At 59.2% G+C, this 23657-nt stretch carries 26 protein-coding genes; 12 read left to right on the top strand and 14 right to left on the bottom strand.

What is annotated here, in order from left to right; all coding sequences use genetic code 11:
- The first annotated feature begins 60 nt into the window (after positions 1-60).
- The gene (gene icd, locus C2E19_RS18500; protein ID WP_129394514.1) at positions 61-1317 is read left to right on the top strand and encodes an NADP-dependent isocitrate dehydrogenase; all 1257 of its coding nucleotides are present in this window, start codon (positions 61-63) and stop codon (positions 1315-1317) included.
- A gap of 81 nt (positions 1318-1398) precedes the next feature.
- Here icd and C2E19_RS18495 read toward each other — a convergent pair whose 3' ends face one another.
- Positions 1399-1710, bottom strand: coding sequence for a cold shock domain-containing protein (locus C2E19_RS18495; RefSeq protein WP_129394513.1), 312 nt, complete (start codon positions 1708-1710; stop codon positions 1399-1401).
- A gap of 224 nt (positions 1711-1934) precedes the next feature.
- Here C2E19_RS18495 and clpS point away from each other — a divergent pair, with 224 nt between their 5' ends.
- Together clpS and clpA are read left to right on the top strand one after the other, a co-directional pair.
- Positions 1935-2318 (top strand): ATP-dependent Clp protease adapter ClpS, encoded by a 384-nt coding sequence (clpS, locus tag C2E19_RS18490; protein WP_129394512.1) that lies wholly within the window; start codon positions 1935-1937, stop codon positions 2316-2318.
- A gap of 30 nt (positions 2319-2348) precedes the next feature.
- Complete coding sequence (gene clpA, locus C2E19_RS18485) at positions 2349-4619, top strand: ATP-dependent Clp protease ATP-binding subunit ClpA (RefSeq protein ID WP_007920210.1); 2271 nt, start codon at positions 2349-2351, stop codon at positions 4617-4619.
- Between the two features lie 985 nt (positions 4620-5604).
- On the opposite strand, the gene infA is transcribed toward clpA, so the two are convergent.
- From infA to trxB, 4 genes are all read right to left on the bottom strand, one after another.
- Positions 5605-5823, bottom strand: a complete 219-nt coding sequence (gene infA, locus C2E19_RS18480) for a translation initiation factor IF-1 (RefSeq protein WP_002553999.1) — start codon at positions 5821-5823, stop codon at positions 5605-5607.
- 112 nt (positions 5824-5935) lie between these two features.
- Complete coding sequence (locus C2E19_RS18475; protein ID WP_129394511.1) at positions 5936-6643, bottom strand: arginyltransferase; 708 nt, start codon at positions 6641-6643, stop codon at positions 5936-5938.
- Between the two features lie 57 nt (positions 6644-6700).
- Positions 6701-7381: a leucyl/phenylalanyl-tRNA--protein transferase gene (gene aat / locus C2E19_RS18470; RefSeq protein WP_129394510.1), complete on the bottom strand. Its 681-nt coding sequence runs from the start codon at positions 7379-7381 to the stop codon at positions 6701-6703.
- 63 nt (positions 7382-7444) lie between these two features.
- The gene (gene trxB / locus C2E19_RS18465) at positions 7445-8404 is read right to left on the bottom strand and encodes a thioredoxin-disulfide reductase (RefSeq protein WP_129394509.1); all 960 of its coding nucleotides are present in this window, start codon (positions 8402-8404) and stop codon (positions 7445-7447) included.
- Between the two features lie 296 nt (positions 8405-8700).
- Here trxB and C2E19_RS18455 point away from each other — a divergent pair, with 296 nt between their 5' ends.
- From C2E19_RS18455 to cysG, 6 genes are all read left to right on the top strand, one after another.
- Positions 8701-11109, top strand: a complete 2409-nt coding sequence (locus C2E19_RS18455) for a DNA translocase FtsK (protein WP_129394507.1) — start codon at positions 8701-8703, stop codon at positions 11107-11109.
- Positions 11110-11175: 66 nt separating this feature from the next.
- Positions 11176-11796, top strand: a complete 621-nt coding sequence (gene lolA, locus C2E19_RS18450; RefSeq protein ID WP_129394506.1) for an outer membrane lipoprotein chaperone LolA — start codon at positions 11176-11178, stop codon at positions 11794-11796.
- 195 nt (positions 11797-11991) lie between these two features.
- Positions 11992-13314, top strand: coding sequence for a replication-associated recombination protein A (locus tag C2E19_RS18445; RefSeq protein ID WP_129394505.1), 1323 nt, complete (start codon positions 11992-11994; stop codon positions 13312-13314).
- Complete coding sequence (gene crcB / locus C2E19_RS18440; protein ID WP_129394504.1) at positions 13314-13688, top strand: fluoride efflux transporter CrcB; 375 nt, start codon at positions 13314-13316, stop codon at positions 13686-13688. Before C2E19_RS18445 ends, crcB begins: the two co-directional genes overlap by 1 nt.
- 15 nt (positions 13689-13703) lie before the next feature.
- Entirely contained in the window at positions 13704-14984 is a 1281-nt protein-coding gene (gene serS / locus C2E19_RS18435) for a serine--tRNA ligase (RefSeq protein ID WP_129394503.1), read from the top strand.
- On the top strand, positions 14985-16379 hold the full coding sequence (cysG, locus tag C2E19_RS18430) for a siroheme synthase CysG (RefSeq protein WP_129394502.1): 1395 nt from the start codon (positions 14985-14987) through the stop codon (positions 16377-16379). It begins immediately after the preceding gene.
- An 88-nt stretch (positions 16380-16467) separates the two neighbouring features.
- On the opposite strand, the gene C2E19_RS18425 is transcribed toward cysG, so the two are convergent.
- The 8 genes from C2E19_RS18425 to C2E19_RS18390 form a co-directional block, all read right to left on the bottom strand.
- Positions 16468-17469: a glutathione S-transferase family protein gene (locus C2E19_RS18425; RefSeq protein WP_129394501.1), complete on the bottom strand. Its 1002-nt coding sequence runs from the start codon at positions 17467-17469 to the stop codon at positions 16468-16470.
- 91 nt (positions 17470-17560) lie between these two features.
- On the bottom strand, positions 17561-18562 hold the full coding sequence (locus tag C2E19_RS18420; RefSeq protein WP_129394500.1) for a glycosyl transferase family protein: 1002 nt from the start codon (positions 18560-18562) through the stop codon (positions 17561-17563).
- Entirely contained in the window at positions 18559-18894 is a 336-nt protein-coding gene (locus C2E19_RS18415) for a TusE/DsrC/DsvC family sulfur relay protein (protein ID WP_129394499.1), read from the bottom strand. The genes C2E19_RS18420 and C2E19_RS18415 overlap by 4 nt, the downstream gene beginning before the upstream one ends.
- A complete protein-coding gene (gene tusB / locus C2E19_RS18410; RefSeq protein ID WP_129394498.1) occupies positions 18891-19184 on the bottom strand; it encodes a sulfurtransferase complex subunit TusB in 294 nt (97 codons plus the stop codon). Before tusB ends, C2E19_RS18415 begins: the two co-directional genes overlap by 4 nt.
- Complete coding sequence (gene tusC, locus C2E19_RS18405) at positions 19184-19540, bottom strand: sulfurtransferase complex subunit TusC (RefSeq protein WP_129394497.1); 357 nt, start codon at positions 19538-19540, stop codon at positions 19184-19186. The genes tusB and tusC overlap by 1 nt, the downstream gene beginning before the upstream one ends.
- A 1-nt stretch (position 19541) precedes the next feature.
- Positions 19542-19934, bottom strand: coding sequence for a sulfurtransferase complex subunit TusD (tusD, locus tag C2E19_RS18400; RefSeq protein ID WP_129394496.1), 393 nt, complete (start codon positions 19932-19934; stop codon positions 19542-19544).
- A 178-nt stretch (positions 19935-20112) separates the two neighbouring features.
- The gene (locus C2E19_RS18395) at positions 20113-20817 is read right to left on the bottom strand and encodes a YoaK family protein (protein WP_129394495.1); all 705 of its coding nucleotides are present in this window, start codon (positions 20815-20817) and stop codon (positions 20113-20115) included.
- Between the two features lie 25 nt (positions 20818-20842).
- Entirely contained in the window at positions 20843-21172 is a 330-nt protein-coding gene (locus C2E19_RS18390; RefSeq protein WP_129396148.1) for a DUF6388 family protein, read from the bottom strand.
- 134 nt (positions 21173-21306) lie between these two features.
- Between C2E19_RS18390 and C2E19_RS18385 the strand changes: the two genes are divergently transcribed.
- On the top strand, positions 21307-21657 hold the full coding sequence (locus tag C2E19_RS18385) for a hypothetical protein (RefSeq protein WP_129394494.1): 351 nt from the start codon (positions 21307-21309) through the stop codon (positions 21655-21657).
- Positions 21658-21759: 102 nt separating this feature from the next.
- Here C2E19_RS18385 and C2E19_RS18375 read toward each other — a convergent pair whose 3' ends face one another.
- Positions 21760-22185: an N-acetyltransferase gene (locus tag C2E19_RS18375; protein ID WP_129394492.1), complete on the bottom strand. Its 426-nt coding sequence runs from the start codon at positions 22183-22185 to the stop codon at positions 21760-21762.
- 148 nt (positions 22186-22333) lie between these two features.
- On the opposite strand from C2E19_RS18375, the gene C2E19_RS18370 reads away from it, so the two are divergent.
- Positions 22334-22771: a hemerythrin domain-containing protein gene (locus tag C2E19_RS18370; RefSeq protein ID WP_129394491.1), complete on the top strand. Its 438-nt coding sequence runs from the start codon at positions 22334-22336 to the stop codon at positions 22769-22771.
- Between the two features lie 221 nt (positions 22772-22992).
- Complete coding sequence (locus C2E19_RS18365) at positions 22993-23628, top strand: lytic polysaccharide monooxygenase auxiliary activity family 9 protein (protein ID WP_129394490.1); 636 nt, start codon at positions 22993-22995, stop codon at positions 23626-23628.
- The last annotated feature ends 29 nt before the right edge of the window (positions 23629-23657 follow it).

The raw sequence follows: 23657 nt of genomic DNA, 5'->3' as shown, positions 1-23657 counted from the left end.
GATTTAACTGGGTTACGCTCGAACCAAGCCAGATGTTCAATCCAAACAATGGAGTTCAGCATGGGTTACAAGAAGATTCAGGTTCCAGCCGTCGGCGACAAAATCACCGTCAATGCAGACCATTCTCTCAATGTTCCTGATAACCCGATCATCCCCTTCATCGAAGGTGACGGCATTGGTGTCGACATCAGCCCGGTGATGATCAAGGTTGTCGATGCTGCAGTTCAAAAGGCATACGGCGGTAAACGCAAGATTTCCTGGATGGAAGTCTACGCCGGGGAAAAAGCCACTCAGGTTTACGATCAGGACACCTGGCTGCCGCAGGAAACCCTCGACGCAGTCAAGGATTACGTGGTTTCCATCAAAGGCCCGCTGACCACGCCGGTCGGTGGCGGCATTCGTTCGCTGAACGTGGCCCTGCGTCAGCAACTCGACCTGTACGTCTGCCTGCGCCCGGTGCGCTGGTTCGAAGGTGTGCCGAGCCCGGTGAAAAAGCCTGGCGACGTCGACATGACCATCTTCCGCGAGAACTCCGAAGACATCTATGCCGGCATTGAGTGGAAGGCCGGTTCGCCGGAAGCCACCAAAGTCATCAAATTCCTTAAAGAAGAAATGGGCGTCACCAAGATCCGTTTCGACGAAAACTGCGGCATCGGTGTCAAGCCGGTTTCGCTGGAAGGCACCAAGCGCCTGGCACGCAAGGCCCTGCAATATGTGGTCGACAATGACCGCGATTCGCTGACCATCGTGCACAAAGGCAACATCATGAAGTTCACCGAAGGTGCCTTCAAAGAGTGGGCCTACGAAGTGGCCGCCGAAGAATTCGGCGCGACCCTGCTCGACGGCGGCCCGTGGATGCAGTTCAAGAACCCGAAAACCGGCAAGAACGTTGTGGTCAAGGACGCCATCGCCGACGCCATGCTCCAGCAGATCCTGCTGCGCCCGGCCGAATACGATGTGATCGCCACCCTCAACCTGAACGGCGATTATCTTTCTGACGCCTTGGCCGCAGAAGTGGGCGGTATCGGTATCGCGCCGGGCGCCAACCTGTCCGATACCGTGGCCATGTTCGAAGCGACCCACGGTACCGCGCCGAAGTACGCCGGCAAGGATCAGGTCAACCCGGGTTCGCTGATTCTCTCGGCAGAAATGATGCTGCGCCACATGGGCTGGACGGAAGCGGCGGATCTGATCATCACGGGCACCAACGGCGCGATCTCGGCCAAGACAGTGACCTATGACTTCGAACGACTGATGGACGGCGCCAAACTGGTTTCGTCTTCAGGCTTCGGCGATGCGTTGATCTCGCACATGTAAAACGCAGGCACACAAAAACCGCCTGACTCGATGAATTGAGTCAGGCGGTTTTTTTGTTGCCGGTATTCAGAGGTAAATCAGTCAGCTCATCGCTTTGGCAGTCGCGGCAGCGGCAGCAGCAGCGGCGCCGACAGCAGCGCCTTCAGCGGCACTGGATGGTTTCTCGATGACAGCATTGATGCCGACCGCATGCAGTCCTTTGGGGCCTTGAACAATATTGAAAACCACGGCTTGTCCTGCCTTGAGGGTTTTATACCCGTCCATTTCAATGGCGGAGTAATGGGCAAAGAAGTCGATCTCTTTGCCGTCCTCGTCGCGGCCTTCGCGGGCGTCGGTATTGATAAAGCCGAATCCCTTGGCATTGTTGAACCATTTCACCTTGCCGACAGCCATGCTCAAATCCCTCTGCAACAGACTCCATCGCTGGAGTATCATCCAAGTCATCCGCAATCTAATCCGTTAAAAGGATTGACTCCGCGGATCTTTTTTACCCACTGTGGGCTCTATTGGTTGTAACACCGTTTTCCCGATAGTCAAGGTGACCGGGCAGTCGGAGTTGAAAACGTGGACAACCGCCCCCACCACTGTATTTGCACAACTGACGAACCTTTCTTTCCATGCATGCAATCAGCCAGATTCGACTAACATTCAATCAGGATCGCCCGACTCTCCAAAAGGATCACCCGGAGGAACACGACGACGATTCGGCGGGCGTTGCTGTTCAGGAAGCAAAGCCTGCATTACAGGCGCCGCCGATGTACAAGGTGGTTTTGTTCAACGATGACTACACACCGATGGATTTCGTCGTCGAAGTGCTCGAGGTGTTTTTTAACCTGAATCGCGAGCTGGCGACCAAGGTCATGCTGGCCGTCCACACAGAAGGACGGGCAGTATGTGGAGTGTTTACCCGCGACATCGCCGAGACAAAGGCCATGCAGGTCAACCAGTACGCCAGGGAAAGCCAGCATCCGCTACTCTGTGAAATCGAGAAGGACGGTTAATCGCCGACCACTTGGGTATGAGGTGAAGCTATGTTAAACCGCGAGCTCGAAGTCACCCTCAATCTTGCCTTCAAGGAGGCTCGTTCGAAGCGTCATGAATTCATGACCGTCGAACACCTTTTGCTGGCCTTATTGGACAATGAGGCTGCCGCCACCGTTTTGCGTGCCTGCGGCGCGAACCTCGACAAACTCAAGCATGACCTGCAGGAGTTCATCGACTCCACCACGCCACTGATCCCCGTTCATGACGAAGATCGCGAAACCCAGCCAACCCTGGGCTTCCAGCGTGTATTGCAACGTGCTGTTTTCCACGTACAGAGCTCGGGCAAACGCGAAGTAACTGGCGCCAACGTGCTGGTTGCAATCTTCAGTGAGCAAGAGAGTCAGGCAGTGTTCCTGCTGAAACAGCAGAGCGTTGCGCGCATCGATGTCGTCAACTACATCGCTCACGGCATTTCCAAAGTGCCTGGGCATGGCGATCACTCTGAAGGTGAACAAGATATGCAGGACGACGAGGGCGGTGAGTCTTCTTCTTCAGGCAATCCTCTGGATGCTTATGCCAGCAACCTCAACGAACTCGCACGCCAGGGTCGCATCGATCCGCTGGTAGGCCGCGAATCGGAAGTCGAGCGTGTCGCGCAGATTCTCGCGCGTCGACGCAAGAACAATCCGCTGCTGGTCGGTGAAGCAGGCGTGGGTAAAACCGCGATTGCCGAAGGCCTGGCCAAGCGTATTGTCGACAACCAGGTGCCGGATCTGCTGGCCGGTAGCGTGGTTTATTCGCTTGATCTCGGTGCTCTGCTCGCGGGCACCAAGTATCGCGGTGATTTCGAGAAGCGCTTCAAAGCGCTGCTCAATGAACTGAAGAAACGTCCGCAAGCCATACTCTTCATCGACGAGATCCACACCATTATTGGTGCGGGCGCTGCGTCGGGCGGGGTCATGGACGCTTCGAATCTGCTCAAGCCGCTGCTGTCGTCTGGCGACATTCGCTGCATCGGTTCGACCACGTTCCAGGAGTTTCGCGGGATCTTCGAGAAGGATCGTGCCCTGGCGCGTCGCTTCCAGAAGGTCGATGTCGTCGAACCATCGGTGGAAGACACCATTGGTATCCTGCGCGGCCTGAAAGGGCGTTTCGAGCAGCACCACAACATCGAATACAGCGACGAAGCGCTGCGTGCAGCTGCTGAACTGGCATCGCGCTACATCAATGACCGGCACATGCCGGACAAGGCCATTGATGTGATTGACGAGGCGGGCGCCTATCAACGCTTGCAGCCGGTCGAGAAGCGCGCCAAGCGTATCGAAGTGCCGCATGTCGAAGACATCGTCGCGAAAATCGCGCGGATTCCGCCGAAGCACGTCACCAGCTCCGACAAGGAACTGCTGCGTAACCTGGAGCGAGACCTGAAGCTAACGGTGTTTGGTCAGGACGCCGCGATCGATTCGCTGTCGACTGCAATCAAACTGTCGCGTGCCGGGCTTAAATCGCCTGACAAGCCAGTCGGATCGTTCCTGTTCGCAGGGCCGACCGGTGTCGGTAAAACCGAAGCCGCGCGGCAACTGGCCAAGGCGTTGGGGATCGAACTCGTTCGCTTCGACATGTCCGAGTACATGGAGCGTCACACCGTATCGCGTCTGATCGGTGCGCCTCCAGGCTATGTCGGTTTCGATCAGGGCGGTCTGTTGACCGAAGCGATCACCAAGCAGCCGCACTGCGTATTGTTGCTCGATGAGATCGAGAAGGCGCATCCGGAAGTCTTCAACCTGCTGTTGCAGGTCATGGACCACGGTACGCTGACCGACAACAACGGGCGCAAGGCGGACTTCCGCAACGTGATCGTGATCATGACCACCAACGCCGGTGCCGAAACGGCGGCGCGTGCTTCGATCGGTTTCACCCATCAGGACCACTCGTCCGATGCGATGGAAGTGATCAAGAAGAGCTTCACGCCGGAATTCCGTAACCGTCTGGACACCATTATCCAGTTTGGTCGCCTCAGTCATGAGGTCATCAAAAGTGTGGTGGACAAGTTCCTTACCGAGCTTCAGGCGCAACTGGAAGACAAGCGTGTGTTGCTGGAAGTGACCGACGCGGCGCGCAGTTGGCTCGCGGCTGGTGGTTACGACTCGGCAATGGGCGCACGTCCAATGGCGCGTCTGATCCAGGACAAGATCAAGCGTCCGCTGGCAGAGGAAATTCTGTTTGGCGAGCTGGCCGAGCATGGCGGTGTGGTGCACATCGACATCAAGGATGGCGAGTTGACGTTTGACTTCGAGACCACCGCAGAGATGGCCTGATGGTTTTTGGCTGATGCTGTAAAGCTAAAGGCGCCTTCGGGTGCCTTTTGCTTTTGGGTATATATCCGTTGCTGCGGCAACGGCTGCTTAGGGTTCCGCCCTTACGGCGGGTCACTTTTTCCAGACGCCGAAAAAGTAACCAAAAAGGCTTGCTCCTGCGTGCGGCCCGCTCGCTGGGGCTCGGGGTTCCTTCGCTCCGGGATCGATCCGGGCGCAGCGCCTACGGTTTGCTTCGCTGCACCTCCTCTCGCTGTGTTTGGCTGCGCCAAACGGTCGCTGCGCTCCCACGCCCGGATCAATCCCTCCACTCAGCCTTCCGACGTCGCCTTACAGATCAAAAGCTGCAGCCGAGCTAACGCTCATCCTGTTGAGTGGTGAGGGGCAAAGCGTGGCCGGCTTTGGATTTGCGTTGGAGCTGCCCTTCATCGGAACGCCGCCCGCCCAACCCTCTCCCGAGGGAGAGGGAGCCGATTTGTGGGCTTTTCAAAACCTGAGCTCAACGCGGTATCGCATGTCGGCGTACCTTCCCCAAACACCGCGGTCAGTCCCCTCTCCCTACGGGCGGTCCGACGTTTCGGGAGGGCTAGGGTGAGGGGCTCTTGATCTGGCTTGTGATCTTGTTTTGGCTTCGGCTTTTGATCTTTTGCCCCATCGGCAGGCCGAGCGTAGGTGTCCATCCGGGGGTTAGGCGCGCAGCGCCGTGCGGCGCAGCCGCACACATCGAGAGGAGGTGCAGCGAAGCAAACCGTAGGCGATGCCCCCGGATGGACACCGTAGCGAGGGAACACTGAGCCTCAGCGAAGTGCCGTACGCCGGGGCAAAGCCTTTTGGGTTACCTTTTCGGCGTTTGGAAAAGGTGACTCGCCGTAAGGGCGAAACCCTAAGAAGCCGTTACCGCAGCAACGGATATAAACACAAGACTAAAACCCAAAACGCGGACAAACAAAAACGCCCGGCATAAACCGGGCGTTCTGTATTGACTTGATTAACGAGCGCGGTAAGTAATGCGCCCTTTGCTCAAGTCATAGGGCGTCAGCTCGACGCGCACTTTGTCACCGGTAAGAATACGAATGTAGTTCTTGCGCATCTTGCCGGAAATATGCGCGGTTACGACGTGCCCATTTTCCAACTCCACACGAAACATGGTGTTGGGCAGGGTGTCGACGACAGTGCCTTCCATTTCGAAGCTGTCTTCTTTCGACATGCAGTAAAGCCCTCGGTATCCAATGAATGGCCCGGTGCAACTGCGCCAGGCAAAAGCGGCGTGCATTGTGCCCGAAAAATGGGGTTTACGCCAAGGGGTTTAGGGCGCGGGTTTAGTTGAGGATGACCCAGCGCTGATTAATCAGCAATTCGATGGGCCGATATTGCGTCTTGTAGTTCATCTTTTTGCAGTTCTTGATCCAGTAACCCAGGTAAACCGCTTCAAGCCCGAGACGCTGGCTCTCGCCGATCTGCCACAGGATCGCGAAACGCCCGAGGCTGCGCCGCTCTTCGTCAGGTTCGTAGAAGGTGTACACCGCCGACAAACCGTTGGGCAGCAAATCGGTCACCGCCACAGCCAGCAACCGTCCGTCGAGTCGGAACTCGTAAAAGCGCGAGAACGGCAGGTCGCGCACCAGAAACGTCGAGAATTGATCACGGCTCGGCGGGTACATATCGCCGTCGGCATGGCGTTGTTCGATGTAGCGCTGGTACAGATCGAAATATTCTTCGCTGAACTGCGGTTTGGCCGGGCGCACCTGCAAATCGGCATTGCGTTTGAAAATGCGTTTCTGCTGACGATTGGGGGTGAACTGCGCGACCGGAATGCGCGCAGGCACGCACGCATTGCAATTCTGGCAATGCGGCCGGTACAGATGATCGCCGCTGCGACGAAAGCCCATTTCCGACAGGTCTGCGTAGACGTGCACATCCATGGGCTGACTCGGGTCGAGAAACAGGGTCGTGGCCTGCTCCTCGGGCAGATAACTGCAAGAGTGAGGCTGAGTGGCATAGAACTTCAAACGCGCCAACTCGGTCATGATCAACCCTCGGGATAAGCTGGTGAATTAAGTGTAAGCCACGCGCGCAAAAGTCGCTCAGCAAACCCAGGTGGCGCGACTGGGTTGATCCAGGTGGCGGGCCAGATAATCAGCGAATTCGTCGCGGGGAATGGCCCGGGCGCCGAGACTGTGCAGATGATCGGTCGGCATCTGGCAATCGATCAGCACGAATCCCGCGTCTTTCAGGTGCTGTACCAGCGTGGCAAAGCCATATTTCGAGGCATTGTCGGCGCGGCTGAACATTGACTCGCCGAAAAACAGTTGGCCCATCGCCAGGCCATACAGGCCACCGATCAATTCGCCCTGATCCCAAACCTCGACCGAGTGGGCAAAGCCGCGGCGGTGCAGTTCGATGTAAGCGTCTTGCATCGCCTCCGTGATCCAGGTGCCGTCGGCGTAATCGCGGGGTGCGGCGCAGGCGCGGATCACCGCATCGAAGTCCTGATCGAACGTCACTTGATAGCGTTGCTGGCGCAACAGTTTACCGAGGCTGCGCGAGACATGCAGTTCGTCGGGAAACAACACGGTGCGCGGGTCCGGCGACCACCAGAGAATCGGCTGGCCTTCGGAAAACCACGGAAAACAGCCGTGGCGATACGCCTGGATCAAACGATCGGCAGACAGATCTCCGCCAGCGGCGAGCAGTCCGTTGGGGTCGCGCATGGCCTTTTCCAGTGGCGGAAAAGTCAGGGAATTGCGTTGTAACCAAGTCAGCATGGCATCCAGGCTTGCAGAAGGGGAGGGCAGTGCGGGCCGTTCGGCCCGCGATAAAGTGTGCCGTTAAATGACAGGAATGTCGTCCAGATACTTCTCGGCATCGAGCGCGGCCATGCAGCCGGCGCCGGCTGAGGTGACGGCCTGGCGATAAACATGGTCAGCGACATCGCCGGCGGCAAACACGCCGGGGATGGCGGTGGCGGTGGCATCGCCGTCGCTGCCGCCCTTGACCTGCAAATAACCGTCACGCATCGGCAACTGGCCTTGAAACAGGTCGGTGTTGGGTTTGTGGCCAATCGCGATGAACACGCCGGACAGCGCCAGCTCGCGGGTTTCGCCGGTGTGGCTGTCGCGCAGACGAGCGCCGGTCACACCGCTGGCATCACCGAGCACTTCGTCGAGATTCTGGTTCCAGTGCAGGCGCACATTGCCGTTGGCGGCTTTTTCGAAGAGTTTGTCCTGGAGGATTTTCTCTGAGCGCAACTTGTCGCGACGATGGACCAAATGCACTTCTTTGGCGATGTTCGACAAGTACAGCGCTTCCTCCACGGCAGTGTTGCCACCACCGATGACCGCGACCACCTGATTGCGATAAAAGAATCCGTCACAGGTCGCACAGGCGGAAACGCCCTTGCCGGCGAAGGCTTCTTCCGACGGCAGGCCCAGATACTGCGCCGAGGCGCCGGTGGCAATGATCAGCGCGTCGCAGGTGTAGGTGCCGCTGTCGCCGACAAGCTCAAACGGGCGCTGCTGCAACTTGGCGGTGTGGATGTGGTCGTAAACGATCTCTGTGGCAAAGCGTTCGGCGTGTTTCTGCATGCGTTCCATCAGTACCGGGCCGGTAAGGCCTTCGACGTCGCCGGGCCAGTTGTCGACTTCGACCGTGGTGGTGAGCTGGCCACCGGCCTGCAGTCCGGTGATGACCACCGGTTTGAGGTTGGCGCGAGCGGCGTATACGGCGGCGCTGTAACCGGCCGGGCCGGAGCCGAGGATGATCAGGCGTGAATGCTTCGCTGCGTTCATCAAATACACCTCATAAGCCTTTGTCACAAAAGGTAATGCATGCTCAAATTGGCCCACAGGTTTGTGTGCTTGACTATGCTTTACCCTGGGGTTTGAAGCATGGCATCGCACGTACAAACCCGTACAATGCCGGGCTGTTACAGAATATTCGCGCTGTGCCGTGTTTTTAAAAGCCTCGGCGCAGTGTTAAAAGTAGTCCCAGTTGCGCTCGCTCACTTTGTTACCTGCCTGGATTGGGCAGTTTTTTATCGTCATTCAATAGATGGACGCGCCTCGGGCGCAGGAAAAGTAGCGTTTTGAAGAAATCCACCGCAGCACCTAAAACAGTCGTTCCGCTCTGGCGCCAACAGTTGCACTACCGGCTCAAGGAAGGTGCATTGATCGCCATTGGCGCCTTGTGCCTGTTCCTGATGATGGCCTTGCTGACCTACGGCAAGGACGATCCGGGCTGGAGCCACAACAGCAAGATCGACGACGTGCAGAATTTCGGCGGCCCGGCGGGCTCCTACAGCGCCGACATCCTGTTTATGGTGCTCGGCTATTTCGCCTATATCTTCCCGTTGCTGCTGGCGATCAAGGCTTATCAGATATTCCGTCAGCGTCACGAGCCGTGGCAGTGGAGCGGCTGGCTGTTCTCCTGGCGCCTGATCGGTCTGGTGTTTCTGGTGCTGTCCGGCGCTGCGCTGGCGCATCTGCACTTTCATGCGGCGTCGGGTCTGCCGGCGGGTGCGGGGGGTGCGCTGGGCGAAAGCCTCGGCAATCTGGCGAAGAACGCGCTGAACATTCAAGGCAGCACATTGCTGTTCATTGCCTTGTTCCTGTTCGGCCTGACCGTGTTCACCGACCTGTCGTGGTTCAAGGTGATGGACATCACCGGCAAGATCACCCTCGACCTGTTCGAACTGTTCCAGGGCGCACTCAACCGCTGGTGGTCGGCACGTACCGAGCGCAAACAACTGGTCGCGCAACTGCGTGAAGTCGACGATCGCGTGCATGACGTGGTCGCGCCAACGGTCACCGACAAGCGCGAGCAAGCCAAAGTCAAAGAACGCCTGATCGAACGTGAGCAAGCCCTGAGCAAGCACATGTCCGACCGCGAGAAACAGGTGCCGCCAGTGATTGCCCCGGCGCCGGTCAAGGCCCCGGAGCCAAGCAAGCGCGTACAGAAAGAGAAACAGGTGCCGTTGTTCGTCGACAGCGCCGTGGAAGGCACCTTGCCGCCGATCTCGATCCTCGATCCTGCGGAAAAGAAACAACTCAATTATTCTCCGGAATCCCTGGCAGCGGTCGGCCACTTGCTGGAGATCAAACTCAAGGAGTTCGGCGTCGAAGTCACGGTGGATTCGATCCATCCCGGCCCGGTGATTACCCGTTACGAAATCCAGCCGGCTGCTGGCGTCAAAGTCAGCCGCATTGCCAACCTGGCGAAAGACCTTGCGCGTTCGCTGGCCGTGACCAGTGTGCGGGTGGTCGAGGTGATTCCGGGCAAGACCACCGTCGGTATCGAGATTCCCAACGAAGACCGGCAGATCGTGCGCTTCTCCGAAGTGCTGTCGACGCCTGAGTACGACAACTTCAAATCGCCGGTTACCCTGGCGCTGGGCCACGATATCGGTGGCAAACCGGTGATCACTGACCTGGCGAAGATGCCGCACTTGCTGGTGGCCGGTACCACCGGTTCCGGTAAATCGGTGGGTGTCAACGCGATGATCCTGTCGATCCTGTTCAAGTCCGGCCCGGAAGACGCCAAGCTGATCATGATCGACCCGAAGATGCTGGAATTGTCGATCTACGAAGGCATTCCGCACTTGCTCTGCCCGGTCGTGACCGACATGAAAGACGCCGCCAACGCCCTGCGCTGGAGCGTTGCCGAGATGGAACGGCGCTACAAGCTGATGGCGAAGATGGGCGTGCGCAACCTGTCCGGCTTCAACGCCAAGGTCAAGGAAGCCCAGGACGCCGGCGAGCCGTTGAGTGATCCGTTGTACAAGCGCGAAAGCATCCACGACGAAGCGCCGCTGTTGCAGAAGCTGCCAACCATTGTTGTGGTCGTCGACGAATTCGCCGACATGATGATGATCGTCGGCAAGAAGGTTGAAGAACTGATCGCCCGTATCGCGCAGAAGGCGCGTGCGGCGGGTATCCACTTGATCCTCGCGACCCAGCGACCGTCGGTGGACGTGATCACCGGTCTGATCAAGGCCAACATTCCGACACGTATGGCGTTCCAGGTGTCGAGCAAGATCGACTCGCGGACCATCATCGACCAGGGCGGCGCCGAACAACTGCTCGGCCACGGTGACATGCTCTACATGCCGCCGGGCACCAGCCTGCCGATCCGCGTTCACGGCGCGTTCGTTTCCGACGAAGAAGTCCATCGCGTGGTGGAAGCGTGGAAACTGCGCGGCGCACCGGAATACAACGACGACATCCTCAACGGTGTCGAAGAGGCCGGCAGCGGCTTTGAAGGCAGCAGCGGTGGCGGCGATGGCGATGATCCGGAAACCGACGCGCTGTATGACGAAGCCGTACAGTTCGTCCTCGAGAGCCGTCGGGCATCGATTTCTGCGGTACAGCGCAAGCTGAAGATCGGTTACAACCGCGCTGCGCGGATGATCGAAGCCATGGAAATGGCCGGCGTCGTCACCTCCATGAACACCAACGGTTCGCGTGAAGTTCTGGCCCCGGGCCCGGTTCGCGACTGATTGCAAAAGCAAGAGGCGGGACAATGATGTTCCGCCGCTCTCCCACGAGTATTCAAGAGGACTCCCATGCGTCTTATCCGCATGCTGTTGCCAGTACTGGCGTTGACCACCCTCACGGCTCACGCCGATGACAAGGACGTGGCACGTCTGACCCAATTGCTGGAAACATCCAAGACCCTGAGCGCGAACTTCTCGCAGCTGACCCTCGACGGCGGCGGCACGCAGTTGCAGGAAACCACTGGCGACATGACCCTGCAGCGTCCGGGCCTGTTCTACTGGCACACCAACGCGCCGGCCGAGCAGACCATGGTTTCCGATGGCAAGAAAGTCACCCTGTGGGACCCGGATCTGGAACAGGCCACCATCAAGAAGCTCGACGAACGCCTGACCCAGACCCCGGCGCTGCTGCTGTCCGGTGACGTGTCGAAGATCAGCCAGAGCTTCGACATCAGCGCGAAAGAAGCGGGCGGCGTGATCGACTTCACCCTCAAGCCGAAAACCAAGGACACCCTGTTCGACAACCTGCGTCTGTCATTCCGCAACGGTCTGCTTAACGACATGCAACTGATCGACAGCGTCGGCCAGCGCACCAACATCCTGTTCACCGGGGTCAAGGCCAACGAGCCAGTGCCAGCCTCGAAGTTCAAGTTCGACATCCCCAAGGGTGCGGACGTGATCCAGGAATAAATCCAGGCCCCTTGTGTCAGGGCCTTTGTGGTGAGGGCCTGCTGTTGAGGGGCTATTGTGGCGAGGGGATTTATCCCCGTTGGGCTGCGCAGCAGTCGTCGCTTTTGGGGCAGCTTCGCAGCCCAACGGGGATAAATCCCCTCGCCACACGGTTTCACACAGTATTCGAAAAAATAGAGGTTTCAACGCTACGTGATGGATCTGTTTCGCAGTGCACCGATTGCCCAGCCACTGGCCGCGCGTTTGCGGGCGACCAATCTGGATGAGTACGTCGGCCAGGAACACCTGCTCGCTCGCGGCAAGCCTCTGCGTGAGGCGCTGGAGCAGGGTGCCCTGCATTCGATGATCTTCTGGGGCCCGCCCGGCGTGGGCAAAACCACCCTGGCGCGGTTGCTCGCGGAAGTCTCCGATGCGCACTTCGAAACGGTCTCGGCGGTGCTCGCCGGGGTCAAGGAGATCCGTCAGGCGGTTGAAATCGCCAAGCAGCAAGCCGGCCAGTACGGCAAGCGCACGATTCTGTTTGTCGATGAAGTGCACCGCTTCAACAAATCCCAGCAGGACGCGTTCCTGCCCTACGTTGAAGACGGCACGCTGATCTTCATCGGCGCCACCACCGAAAACCCTTCGTTCGAACTCAATAACGCCTTGTTGTCCCGCGCGCGCGTCTACGTGCTGAAAAGCCTCGACGAAGCAGCGCTGCGCAAACTGGTGCAGCGCGCGCTCAGCGAAGAGCGCGGCCTGGGCAAGCGCAATCTGACGCTCAACGATGAAGGTTTCCAGATGCTGCTGTCCGCCGCCGATGGCGATGGTCGGCGCCTGCTTAATCTGCTGGAAAACGCCTCGGATCTGGCCGAAGACGACAGCGAGATTGGCACCGAGCTGCTGCAAAGCCTGCTCGGCGACACCCGTCGACGCTTCGACAAAGGCGGCGAAGCGTTCTACGACCAGATATCGGCGCTGCACAAATCGGTACGCGGCTCCAACCCCGACGGCGCGTTGTACTGGTTCGCGCGGATGATCGACGGCGGTTGCGATCCGCTGTACCTGGCCCGGCGCGTGGTGCGCATGGCCAGCGAAGACATCGGCAACGCCGACCCGCGCGCACTGAGCCTGTGCCTCGCGGCGTGGGAAGTGCAGGAACGCCTCGGCAGCCCGGAAGGCGAGTTGGCGGTAGCGCAAGCCATCACTTATCTGGCGTGTGCGCCAAAAAGCAACGCGGTGTACATGGGTTTCAAAACCGCCCTGCGTGCCGCCGCCGAAAACGGCTCGCTGGAAGTGCCGCTGCATTTGCGCAACGCGCCGACCAAGCTGATGAAACAGTTGGGTTATGGCGACGAATACCGCTACGCCCACGACGAACCGGATGCCTACGCTGCCGGCGAAGACTATTTCCCGGAAGATCTCGAGCCGATCCCGTTCTACCAACCGGTGCCGCGCGGCCTTGAGCTGAAGATCGGCGAGAAGCTCAACCACCTCGCCCAACTTGATCGTTTAAGCCCTCGGCAGCGGAGAAAATAGTGCTTCCATTGATCGTTGCGGTCTCCGTCGGCGGGGTTGCCGGCACCTTGTTGCGCTTCGCCACCGGCAATTGGATCAACGCCAATTGGCCGCGGCACTTCTATACCGCGACGCTGGCCGTTAATATCGTGGGCTGTCTGTTGATTGGCGTGTTGTACGGCCTGTTTTTGATACGCCCGGAAGTGCCGATCGAGGTGCGCGCCGGGTTGATGGTCGGCTTCCTCGGGGGGCTGACGACTTTTTCATCCTTTTCACTGGATACGGTGCGCCTGCTGGAAAGCGGGCAAGTACCGCTGGCCCTGGGCTATGCGGCACTCAGCGTATTCGGCGGGCTGCTCGCAACGTGGGCTGGCCTGTCTTTGACCAAACTTTGATAACGAGAAACCGACATGCTCGATTCCAAACTGTTACGTAGCAACCTTCAGGACGTAGCGGACCGCCTGGCTTCCCGTGGCTTTGCCCTGGATACCGCGCGCATCGAAGCGCTGGAAGAACAGCGCAAGACCGTCCAGACCCGCACCGAAGCACTGCAGGCTGAGCGTAACGCGCGTTCCAAATCCATCGGTCAGGCCAAGCAGCGCGGCGAAGACATCGCTCCGTTGATGGCGGACGTCGAGCGTATGGCGGGCGAACTGAGCGCCGGTAAAGTCGAGCTGGACGGGATCCAGACCGAGCTGGACTCGATCGTGCTGGGTATTCCTAACCTGCCACACGAATCTGTGCCGGTCGGCAAAGACGAAGACGACAACGTCGAAGTGCGCCGCTGGGGCACGCCGACGGCCTTCGATTTCGAAGTGAAAGACCACGTTGCCCTGGGCGAGAAGTTCGGCTGGCTGGATTTTGAAACCGCCGCCAAGCTGTCCGGCGCCCGTTTCGCCTTGCTGCGTGGCCCGATCGCCCGTCTGCACCGCGCACTGGCGCAGTTCATGATCAACCTGCACGTCAATGAGCACGGCTACGAAGAGGCCTATACGCCTTATCTGGTTCAGGCCCCGGCGCTGCAAGGCACCGGTCAGCTGCCGAAGTTCGAAGAAGACCTGTTCAAGATCGCCCGCGAAGGCGAAGCCGATCTGTACCTGATCCCGACCGCCGAAGTGTCGCTGACCAACATCGTTGCCGGCGAAATCGTCGATTCGAAACTGCTGCCGATCAAGTTCGTCGCTCACACTCCGTGCTTCCGCAGCGAAGCCGGTGCGTCGGGTCGCGACACGCGCGGCATGATCCGTCAACACCAGTTCGACAAAGTTGAAATGGTCCAGATCGTTGAGCCGTCGACCTCGATGGAAGCGCTGGAAGGCCTGACCGCCAACGCCGAAAAAGTCCTGCAACTGCTCGGTCTGCCTTACCGTACCCTGGCCCTGTGCACCGGCGACATGGGCTTCAGCGCGGTCAAAACGTACGATCTGGAAGTGTGGATCCCGAGCCAGGACAAGTACCGCGAAATCTCCTCGTGCTCGAACTGCGGCGACTTCCAGGCCCGCCGCATGCAAGCGCGTTTCCGCAACCCGGAAACCGGCAAGCCTGAGCTGGTGCACACTTTGAACGGTTCGGGTCTGGCGGTCGGTCGTACGCTGGTGGCCGTGCTGGAAAACTACCAGCAGGCAGACGGTTCGATCCGCGTGCCGGACGTACTGAAGCCGTACATGGGTGGCCTTGAGGTCATCGGCTAAATGAAATATCTGCCGCTGTTTCACAACCTGCGCGGCAGTCGTGTGTTGGTCGTCGGTGGGGGGGAAATTGCCTTGCGCAAGTCCCGCCTGCTGGCCGACGCCGGTGCGCTGCTGCGGGTGGTCGCACCTGAAATCGAAGCGCAACTGCGCGAACTGGTCACAGCCTCTGCTGGCGAGTGCCTGTTGCGCGGTTACGTTGAAGCGGATCTGGACGGTTGCGGGCTGATCATCGCCGCCACCGACGACGAAACGCTGAACGCACAAGTCTCGACCGATGCTCATCGGCGCTGCGTGCCGGTCAACGTGGTCGATGCGCCTGCCTTGTGCAGCGTGATCTTCCCGGCGATTGTCGATCGCTCGCCGCTGATCATCGCGGTGTCCAGCGGCGGCGATGCGCCGGTGCTGGCGCGGTTGATTCGCGCCAAGATCGAAACCTGGATTCCATCGACTTACGGCCATCTGGCCGGGCTCGCGGCACGCTTCCGCAATCAGGTGAAAACCTTGTTTCCGGATGTGCAGCAGCGTCGTGGCTTTTGGGAAGACGTGTTCCAGGGCCCGATTGCCGATCGGCAACTGGCCGGGCAGGGCGCCGAAGCCGAGCGTTTGCTACAGGCGAAGATCGATGGCGAAGCCACGGTCACCACTGGTGAAGTGTATTTGGTCGGGGCAGGGCCGGGCGATCCGGATCTGCTGACCTTCAAGGCCTTGCGCCTGATGCAGCAAGCCGATGTGGTGCTGTACGACCGCTTGGTCGCGCCGGCGATTCTTGAACTGTGCCGTCGCGATGCCGAACGCATTTATGTCGGCAAGCGTCGTGCCGATCACGCCGTGCCGCAGGATCAGATCAACCAGCAACTGGTCGATTTGGCCAAGGCCGGTAAGCGTGTGGTGCGTTTGAAGGGCGGTGATCCGTTCATCTTCGGCCGTGGCGGCGAAGAGATCGAAGAGCTGGCGGCCCACGGCATTCCGTTTCAGGTGGTGCCGGGAATTACGGCGGCCAGCGGTTGCGCGGCGTATGCCGGGATTCCGCTGACCCATCGTGATTACGCGCAGTCAGTGCGTTTTGTTACCGGGCATTTGAAGGACGGTTCCACCGATCTGCCGTGGGCCGACCTCGTCGCGCCGGCGCAGACGCTGGTGTTCTACATGGGTCTGGTGGGTTTGCCGGTTATCTGCGAACAGCTGATCAAGCACGGTCGTTCGGCGGATACCCCGGCGGCGTTGATTCAGCAGGGCACCACGGTCAATCAACGGGTCTTTACCGGCACGCTGGCTGATCTGCCGCGATTGGTGGCGGAGCATGAAGTGCATGCGCCGACATTGGTGATCGTTGGGGAAGTGGTGCAACTGCGCGAGAAACTGGCGTGGTTCGAGGGCGCTCAGGCGCAGGTCTGAAGCAGATCAAAAGATCGCAGCCTTCGGCAGCTCCTACAGGGGAACGCATTCTCATGTAGGAGCTGCCGAAGGCTGCGATCTTTTGTTGTTAACCCTTCAACCAAACCCCTTTGCCAGCCAACCGCGCCCGATCATGGGCCACAGTGAAATCCTGCTCCGGTCCCTTCGGCACAACTCCCGTCGGGTTGATGGTCTTGTGGCTGCCGTAGTAGTGATTTTTGATGTGCTGAAAATCCACCGTCTCGCCAATCCCCGGCAACTGATACAACTCACGCAACCAGTTCGACAGATTCGGGTAATCGGCAATCCGCCGCAGGTTGCACTTGAAGTGGCCGTGGTACACCGCGTCAAACCGAATCATGGTGGTGAACAGACGCACGTCCGCTTCAGTCAGGAATTCCCCGCTCAGATAACGGTTGGCGCCTAACACGCGCTCCAGATGATCGAGTTCGGCAAACACCTCATCGAACGCTTCCTCATAAGCCTGTTGCGAAGTCGCAAAGCCTGCGCGATAGACACCGTTGTTTACCGCTGGATAGATCCGCTCGTTCAGCGCATCGATTTCACCGCGCAACGGCGCCGGGTAGAAGTCCAGATCGTTGCCGGTCAAGCCATCGAACGCGCTGTTGAACATGCGGATGATTTCCGCCGATTCGTTGCTGACGATGCGCTTGAGCTTTTTGTCCCACAGCACCGGCACGGTCACACGGCCGGTGTAGTCGGCGGTATCGGCGGTGTAGCGTTGGTGCATGAAGTCGAAACCATCGAGTTTGTCGCCGGTCGAGCCGTGCGACTTGTCGAAAGTCCAGCCGTTCTCCAGCATCAACCAACTGACCACCGAAACGTCGATCAGACTTTCCAGACCTTTGAGCTTGCGCAGGATCAGCGTGCGATGCGCCCATGGACAGGCGAGAGAAACGTAGAGGTGATAACGCCCGGCTTCGGCGGCGAAGCCACCTTCACCGCTCGGGCCGGGCTGGCCGTCTGCGGTCACCCAGTTGCGGCGCTTGGCCTGTTCGCGCTGAAATGCGCCGTCCTTGCTGCTTTCGTACCACTTGTCCTGCCAGTGGCCGTCGACGAGTAAACCCATGATCAAGACTCCGTAAACCAATAATCGTTGGAGTCGAGTCTATTCCGATGAGTTCGAACAAAAAGCGCAAAGATCGGGCGTGAATGATCGGTTAAATCGATTTGTCCCGGGCGGCCCAATATTGCTCGGCGGTGGCGAAAGCCTGTTCACGGTTTTGACCGAGACCGCGCAATGCCAGGGCCATGGTCGCAATCAGGGCCATTTGCGGGTAGCTGTCGACCACGTCGCCGCGCCACACGGCCTTCAGGTGTTCGACCTCCAGCGAGGCCGGTTTGACGTGACGTTGCGCCGACAGTTGCGGCCATTCCTCGTCCCAGCTCTCGCCGCCGGTAGTACCGTAAAGGTGACTGTCGGCATCCGGGTTGATCTCGATTTCGCCGCCGTCGCCCTTGACCACAATCGCCGTGTCGCCAAGCAGACCGCTGGCATCGCGGTGCACAGCCTGATAGCCCGGGTGGAAGATGCTTTGCAGCCCGCAACGTGCGCCCAGCGGATTGAGAATCCGCGCCAGCGAATGAATCGGTGAGCGCAGGCCCAGCGTATTGCGCAGGTCGATCATCTTTTGCAGTTGCGGCGCCCAGTCCACCAGCGGCATGAACGCCAGGCCACCGTTATCCAGCGCCGTGCCAACCTGCTGCCAATTGCGGCACAACGCAATGTTCAGCTCGCCGAGCAGTTGTTCGCTATACAGGCGCCCGGCGGTGTGCGCGCCGCCGCCGTGCATGAAAATGCGCAGGCCGTTCTGCGCCAGGCACTTGGCCGCCAGCAGATACCACGGCAGATGGCGCTTCTTGCCGGCATAGGTCGGCCAGTCCAGATCGACATTCAAGGCCGGCGCCTGCAAACGTGCGCGCAGGGCTTCGGTGAAACCGGCCATTTCCTCGGCGCTTTCTTCCTTGTGCCGCAGCAACATCAGAAAGGCGCCGAGCTGAGTGTCTTCGACCTTGTCGTCGAGGACCATGCCCATCGCCTCGCGAGCCTCTTCGCGGGTCAGGTCGCGAGCGCCGCGTTTACCCTTGCCGAGAATGCGCACGAATTGGGCGAACGGGTGCTCGGCGGGTGTTTCGAGGGTCAGCGCTGGAAAGTCGGTCATAAGCAATTCGTCGGTTTGGGCAGGCCCGCCAGTTTCGCGGCGAGTTTGGCAGGGGTGCCTTTGAACAGTCGGTTCAGGTGCAGGCTGTTGCCTTTATCCGGGCCGAGTTTCAGCGCGGTGTACTTGATCAGCGGACGTGTGGCCGGCGACAGCTGGAATTCTGCATAGAAGCTGCGCAGCAGTTCGAGGACTTCCCAGTGTTCAGGCTTCAACTCGATCTCTTCTGCGGCGGCGAGGGCGCTGGCGACGTCGGCCGACCAGTCGCTCAAGTCGACCAGAAAACCGTCCTTGTCCAGTTCGATGGCGCGGGCGCCGACGGTGATCGAATTCATAGCCAGCTATTAACCTTGTCGTGGTGGGTCGACAGCTCGACGAAGGCCGGGTAATCGATGGGGTCGGCCCAGTCCGGGATCTCGATGGCGCGGGCCTGCGCGTCTTCCGCGAGGATGAACAGTTTCACCTGACGGCTTTGCAGCGCATTAAACGGCGCAGTGCCGGGTTGCAACGCATAAGCCGCGTCGCCGGACAGCAGCAACGCGTCTGCATTGCCGATGATGCGCAGGCAACTGTTCAAGCGATCGTCGCCGAACGGGGAATGAGACAACACGTGCAAAGTCGACATCAGAGGGTGATCACTTGGTCGTAACGGTCAATAAGGGCGGTGATTTGCTCGGCGGCCAGCGCCTGCGCTTCGTCCAGCGACAACTGGTCGAGGCCACGGGCGCTGGCGCTGTCGGCGCAGTAGAACAACTCTTCTACACCAAACATCGGCAGCGCTTGCAGGTTGGCGCTGAGATCTTTCTGTTGCAGGGCCTTGGCGTTCTGCCCGGCAGCGAGTTGCAACACACCGTCATCGAGAAACAGCAGACCGATCGGCAGATCGAAGGCGCCACCGGCGAGGACGATGTCCAGCGCTTCGCGGGCAGCCGGGCCGGACCATGGCGATTGGCGGCTGATGAGCAGCAGGGATTTGGCCATGTTACGCACCTCCGAAGCAGATCAGACGGTCGGCGTCTTGCACCGCGTCGTGCAACTGACCGAGGCCGGACAACTCCCACGGCGCGCTGACTGAGACGGCTTCACGCTGATAACGCTTGGCTTCCTCATTGTTCAACACACCACGACGCAGGGCAGCAGCGATACACACCACGCCGTCGAGCTTTTGCTCACTGATGAATGTGCGCCACTGCTTGGGCAGGTCGAGTTCGTCCTGCGGCGAGACCACCGCGTCCGAGGCGTTGTAGACGCCGTCCTGATAGAAAAACAACCGGACAATTTCATGCCCACCGGCCAGCGCAGCCTGCGCGAACAGCAGGGCGCGGCGCGAGGAGGGCGCGTGGGCGGCGGAAAACAGCGCGATGGCGAACTTCATGACGGACTCGATCAGCAAAACTGCGGCCATGATAAAGCATTGCGGCCGCCAAAGGATCGCGCAAACCCGATCCCTGTAGGCGCTGCGGCACGTTGCGATCTGTTGATCTTGATTTTAAAAAACCAGATCAAAAGATCGCAGCCCGTTTCGCTCGTCAGCGCCTACAGGGGATTTGCGGTTAGCGGGGCATGTAGCCCAGTTGCCAGCGCCGCGGGATTTTCAGCGAGAGCAGCCCGATCATCGCGGCCAGCAAACCGCTGGCAAACATCGCCTTGAGTCCGAAATGATGTTCCAGCACCGCTCCGAGAATCGCGCCGATAAACATCCCGCTCCACGGCACCAGTTGCACCCGCCAGCCGCTGCGCCGTTCGCCAAGCATCCAGCGGCCCAGTCCGCGTCCGAATCGCGACAACGCGCCGGTGACATAGGTGAGTCCGACCGGTAAACCATTCACTTCTTCGACCGACGCGTTGAGCATGCCCATCGCAATGATCGCTGCGAGCAATGCCGGCAGTTGCGTGTCATACGGCCAGGCTGCCGCCGCACAGAGCAGGGTGGCGATGCACAGCAAAAGCGGCAGCGCGCGTCGTCCGGCCAGACGCGCCACGACAACCCCCAAGGTGTTACCGACCACGAACGTGGCGACAAGAATCACCAGGCGCATGGTCAGTCCGATGTCACCAACGCTGATTGCCACGGCCAGTCGGGTAGTATTTCCGCTCATGAACGAGACGAAGTCGCCGCTGGCCATGAAGCCGATTGCATCGGTCATTCCGGCCAGTACCGACAGGCTCGCCACCAGTGCCAGACCCACGCGGCCGCGCCACTTTTGCGTGTGCAGATGGCCAGGGCTGGCGCGATGAGTCGAGGCGGATGGCAGCATCGGTGCAGGTGTCCTTGAGCGGCGGTTACGGTTCTATCCCATACAAATCGCAATATTCCAGCCAATCCATCCCGGCCATTTCTGCCACTTCCCGATGCACTTCCAAGCGTTGCGCCTGATATTCCTCGGGCGAATCAGCCGTCAGTTGCAAGGTCAATTCCCAGGCAAACAGTCCGAGATTTTCCGCCTCGGCCTCAAACGCTTCATGCAGGCGTTCTTCGCGATACTGCGCCTGGGTTTCGCCCTTGGCCTGGGCCAGCAACGGGTTGAGATGATCGAGACTTTCGCGCAGCTCGGGGCGGGCATCGAGAAATACTTGCAGGGCGTGTTCATGTCGTTGGTCGGTAGGCGCCATGGGTTTTCCTTGTGAGGCTGATGTCCTTAGGTTGCCGTAGCGGCGGGCAGGTGTCGCGCTATAAATGCAGTAAAGCAGAACGATTTCCCGCGTTGCAGTGATACAGTCCGCTTTTTTCTGAATGAGCGAATGCAATGCGAATTCTGATGGTAGCGCTGGCCGCGACGATGCTGGGCGGTTGCGCGGGTTCGGCGATGAACGATGCTCGCACGCAAGCCCCTTACAAAGTACTGACCTCGGACAAAGCCGAGAAAGTCGTGGCCCAGTGCGTGCAATTCGGCTGGCAGGACGAGGCGGTGTTCGGTGTCGATGCGGCGGCTTATCTGGAGCCACGCAAGCTTGGCGGGACAACGGTCTATACGCGTTCGGCGGAGTCGTTTGTCGACGTGATCACCGAGGCGTCGGGCACGACCTTGAATTACTACGCGCAGAAGGATGATTTTGTTGCCAAGCGGCGCCTGGCGGCGTTGGCGACCTGCCTGTAACGATGCAGTGATACTTTTGCCGCTTTCGCGAGCAGGCTCGCTCCCACATTGGAATGCATTTCAATTGTGGGAGCGAGCCTGCTCGCGAAGAGGCCCTTGAATTCAACCGATAAGCCGCTTCTGAAAGAAATGCCGTTTGTGTCCCAGCGGATAATCGACAATCTCGCCACACTCGCTAAATCCCACCTTGCGGTAAAACTCCGGCGCCTGAAACGAAAAGGTGTCGAGCCAGATCCCGACGCAATCGTTGTCCCGGGCAAAATCCTCGGCCATCTGCATCAACTTTGACCCGATGCCCTGGCCGCGCCCTTGCTCCGGCACTGCCAGCAGCTCAATGAATAACCAGCGATAGAACGTGTGGCCATACAGGCCGCCGAGAATCGCGTCGTGCTCGTCGCGCACCAACAGCGCCAGCGGCTCCTTCTTCGAGGCGCCGGCCTGGGCGATGTTATGCGCGCGCAACGGCGCCAGAATCGCGTTGCGTTGTTCTTCGGTGGGGTTCTGCGACAACTCGATATGCAAGTTCATGCATGACTTCCTTGTGGTCTGAATCAACAGCCTATCCCGCCCGACGGCCATCTTCCAAACGCTTCTTCAACTCGGTGGAACTGCCGCTCTCACGCCGGGGTCTAGCCTTTACAGCGTCATTCCAGCACGCGGTTGATGAGGACATCCCATGAACATTTTCGAAGCCCTTCGCGAAAGCCACGACCGCCAGCGCAGCTACGTCAAAACCCTGATCGAGACCAGCGGTGACACGCCGGAACGGGTCGAGGCCTACAAACAGCTCAAGGCTGAACTGCAAGCTCATGAAACCGCCGAAGAACGGCACTTCTACATCCCGTTGATGGAGTTCGACAACGGCGTCGATCTCAGCCGTCACGCGATTTCCGAACACCATGAAATGGACGAGATGATGGAAGAACTCGACGAGACCGAGATGTCCAGCCCCGCGTGGCTGGCCACGGCGAAAAAACTCTCGGAAAAGGTCCATCACCATCTCAAGGAAGAAGAGCAGAAGTTCTTTCAGATGGCCGGCAAACTGCTCAACGAAAAGCAGAAAGAGCAGCTCGCCGGGCAATACGAAAAGGAGTTCAAGGCGCAGTTGCCGTGATGGGTGAATGCAAGATTTCGTAACATCGACGTGTACGCCTTTGGCTACACGTCAGGTACGAATCGTTGCAATGTACTGTTTATCTATCCAGTGTTTTCGCCGTTTCAGTGGTTTTGCACGTCGTGCTGCGACAAAAGCGCCGATGGACAAAAAATACCCCTCCGTTAGCTTGAAGGCCTCTCCTCGGACAGGAGAGTTCTTAAATCAACGGAGTGAAAAACATGAATCAACCACAAGCACTAACCCAACTGCGACACGGTCGTGTCATTTCCCCTGCCAGCCGCGGTGCGGTTGCCATCGAGCAAGGATTGCTCGGTGCCTGGCAGGTCAACGAGATGGAAGGTGGCAAGAACTTCCCGGCACTGACGGCGGGACCTTTCCCGGCGCCGTATCAGACTGACTCTGACAGTGTCACGCCGCCGGCCGACGGCTACATTCTCAGCGGTGGCAAGACCGATGCCCGTGACTGCGTGAACTTCACCAGCGAGGAAATGAGCAAGAAGCTCGCTCGCCCGTTCACCTGGCCGCTGCTTAACGTCACCCCGGGGCAGACCCTCGAAATCAAATGGGAATACACCGCGCCGCACACCACTCGCGGCTATCGCTGGCTGATCACCAAGGATGGCTGGGACCCGAAACAACGCATCACCCGCGCGGAACTGGAAACCCAACCGTTCTTCGAGGATTTCTACCCGCAGGTGCCTTACTACAGCTATCCGAACGAGCTGAAGGCCAAGGTCAATCACGCGGTGAAACTACCGGCCAATAAAAAGGGTCATCACGTTATCGTGCTGATGTGGATCGTCGCCAACACTGGCAACGCCTTCTATCAGGCTTTTGACGTCGACTTCAAATAGCGTTCGTAACGCCAAATCCACACGTTCTG

The sequence above is a fragment of the Pseudomonas sp. DTU12.3 genome, from assembly GCF_004124275.1.
GTDB lineage: Bacteria > Pseudomonadota > Gammaproteobacteria > Pseudomonadales > Pseudomonadaceae > Aquipseudomonas > Aquipseudomonas helmanticensis.
This window is presented reverse-complemented; position numbering and strand designations above follow the sequence as displayed.

Excerpts from the sequence above, each read along its gene's own strand:
- cysG (WP_129394502.1), top strand. The coding sequence starts at position 14,985 with ATGAAATATCTGCCGCTGTTTCACAACCTGCGCGGCAGTCGTGTGTTG.
- trxB (WP_129394509.1), bottom strand. The coding sequence starts at position 8,404 with ATGAACGCAGCGAAGCATTCACGCCTGATCATCCTCGGCTCCGGCCCG.
- C2E19_RS18445 (WP_129394505.1), top strand. The coding sequence starts at position 11,992 with ATGGATCTGTTTCGCAGTGCACCGATTGCCCAGCCACTGGCCGCGCGT.
- C2E19_RS18420 (WP_129394500.1), bottom strand. The coding sequence starts at position 18,562 with ATGACCGACTTTCCAGCGCTGACCCTCGAAACACCCGCCGAGCACCCG.
- C2E19_RS18395 (WP_129394495.1), bottom strand. The coding sequence starts at position 20,817 with ATGCTGCCATCCGCCTCGACTCATCGCGCCAGCCCTGGCCATCTGCAC.
- clpA (WP_007920210.1), top strand. The coding sequence starts at position 2,349 with ATGTTAAACCGCGAGCTCGAAGTCACCCTCAATCTTGCCTTCAAGGAG.
- C2E19_RS18385 (WP_129394494.1), top strand. The coding sequence starts at position 21,307 with ATGCGAATTCTGATGGTAGCGCTGGCCGCGACGATGCTGGGCGGTTGC.
- C2E19_RS18365 (WP_129394490.1), top strand. The coding sequence starts at position 22,993 with ATGAATCAACCACAAGCACTAACCCAACTGCGACACGGTCGTGTCATT.
- icd (WP_129394514.1), top strand. The coding sequence starts at position 61 with ATGGGTTACAAGAAGATTCAGGTTCCAGCCGTCGGCGACAAAATCACC.
- tusB (WP_129394498.1), bottom strand. The coding sequence starts at position 19,184 with ATGTCGACTTTGCACGTGTTGTCTCATTCCCCGTTCGGCGACGATCGC.
- clpS (WP_129394512.1), top strand. The coding sequence starts at position 1,935 with ATGCATGCAATCAGCCAGATTCGACTAACATTCAATCAGGATCGCCCG.
- C2E19_RS18370 (WP_129394491.1), top strand. The coding sequence starts at position 22,334 with ATGAACATTTTCGAAGCCCTTCGCGAAAGCCACGACCGCCAGCGCAGC.
- C2E19_RS18375 (WP_129394492.1), bottom strand. The coding sequence starts at position 22,185 with ATGAACTTGCATATCGAGTTGTCGCAGAACCCCACCGAAGAACAACGC.
- tusD (WP_129394496.1), bottom strand. The coding sequence starts at position 19,934 with ATGAAGTTCGCCATCGCGCTGTTTTCCGCCGCCCACGCGCCCTCCTCG.
- serS (WP_129394503.1), top strand. The coding sequence starts at position 13,704 with ATGCTCGATTCCAAACTGTTACGTAGCAACCTTCAGGACGTAGCGGAC.
- infA (WP_002553999.1), bottom strand. The coding sequence starts at position 5,823 with ATGTCGAAAGAAGACAGCTTCGAAATGGAAGGCACTGTCGTCGACACC.
- C2E19_RS18415 (WP_129394499.1), bottom strand. The coding sequence starts at position 18,894 with ATGAATTCGATCACCGTCGGCGCCCGCGCCATCGAACTGGACAAGGAC.
- C2E19_RS18495 (WP_129394513.1), bottom strand. The coding sequence starts at position 1,710 with ATGGCTGTCGGCAAGGTGAAATGGTTCAACAATGCCAAGGGATTCGGC.
- C2E19_RS18390 (WP_129396148.1), bottom strand. The coding sequence starts at position 21,172 with ATGGCGCCTACCGACCAACGACATGAACACGCCCTGCAAGTATTTCTC.
- C2E19_RS18425 (WP_129394501.1), bottom strand. The coding sequence starts at position 17,469 with ATGGGTTTACTCGTCGACGGCCACTGGCAGGACAAGTGGTACGAAAGC.
- lolA (WP_129394506.1), top strand. The coding sequence starts at position 11,176 with ATGCGTCTTATCCGCATGCTGTTGCCAGTACTGGCGTTGACCACCCTC.
- tusC (WP_129394497.1), bottom strand. The coding sequence starts at position 19,540 with ATGGCCAAATCCCTGCTGCTCATCAGCCGCCAATCGCCATGGTCCGGC.
- aat (WP_129394510.1), bottom strand. The coding sequence starts at position 7,381 with ATGCTGACTTGGTTACAACGCAATTCCCTGACTTTTCCGCCACTGGAA.
- C2E19_RS18475 (WP_129394511.1), bottom strand. The coding sequence starts at position 6,643 with ATGACCGAGTTGGCGCGTTTGAAGTTCTATGCCACTCAGCCTCACTCT.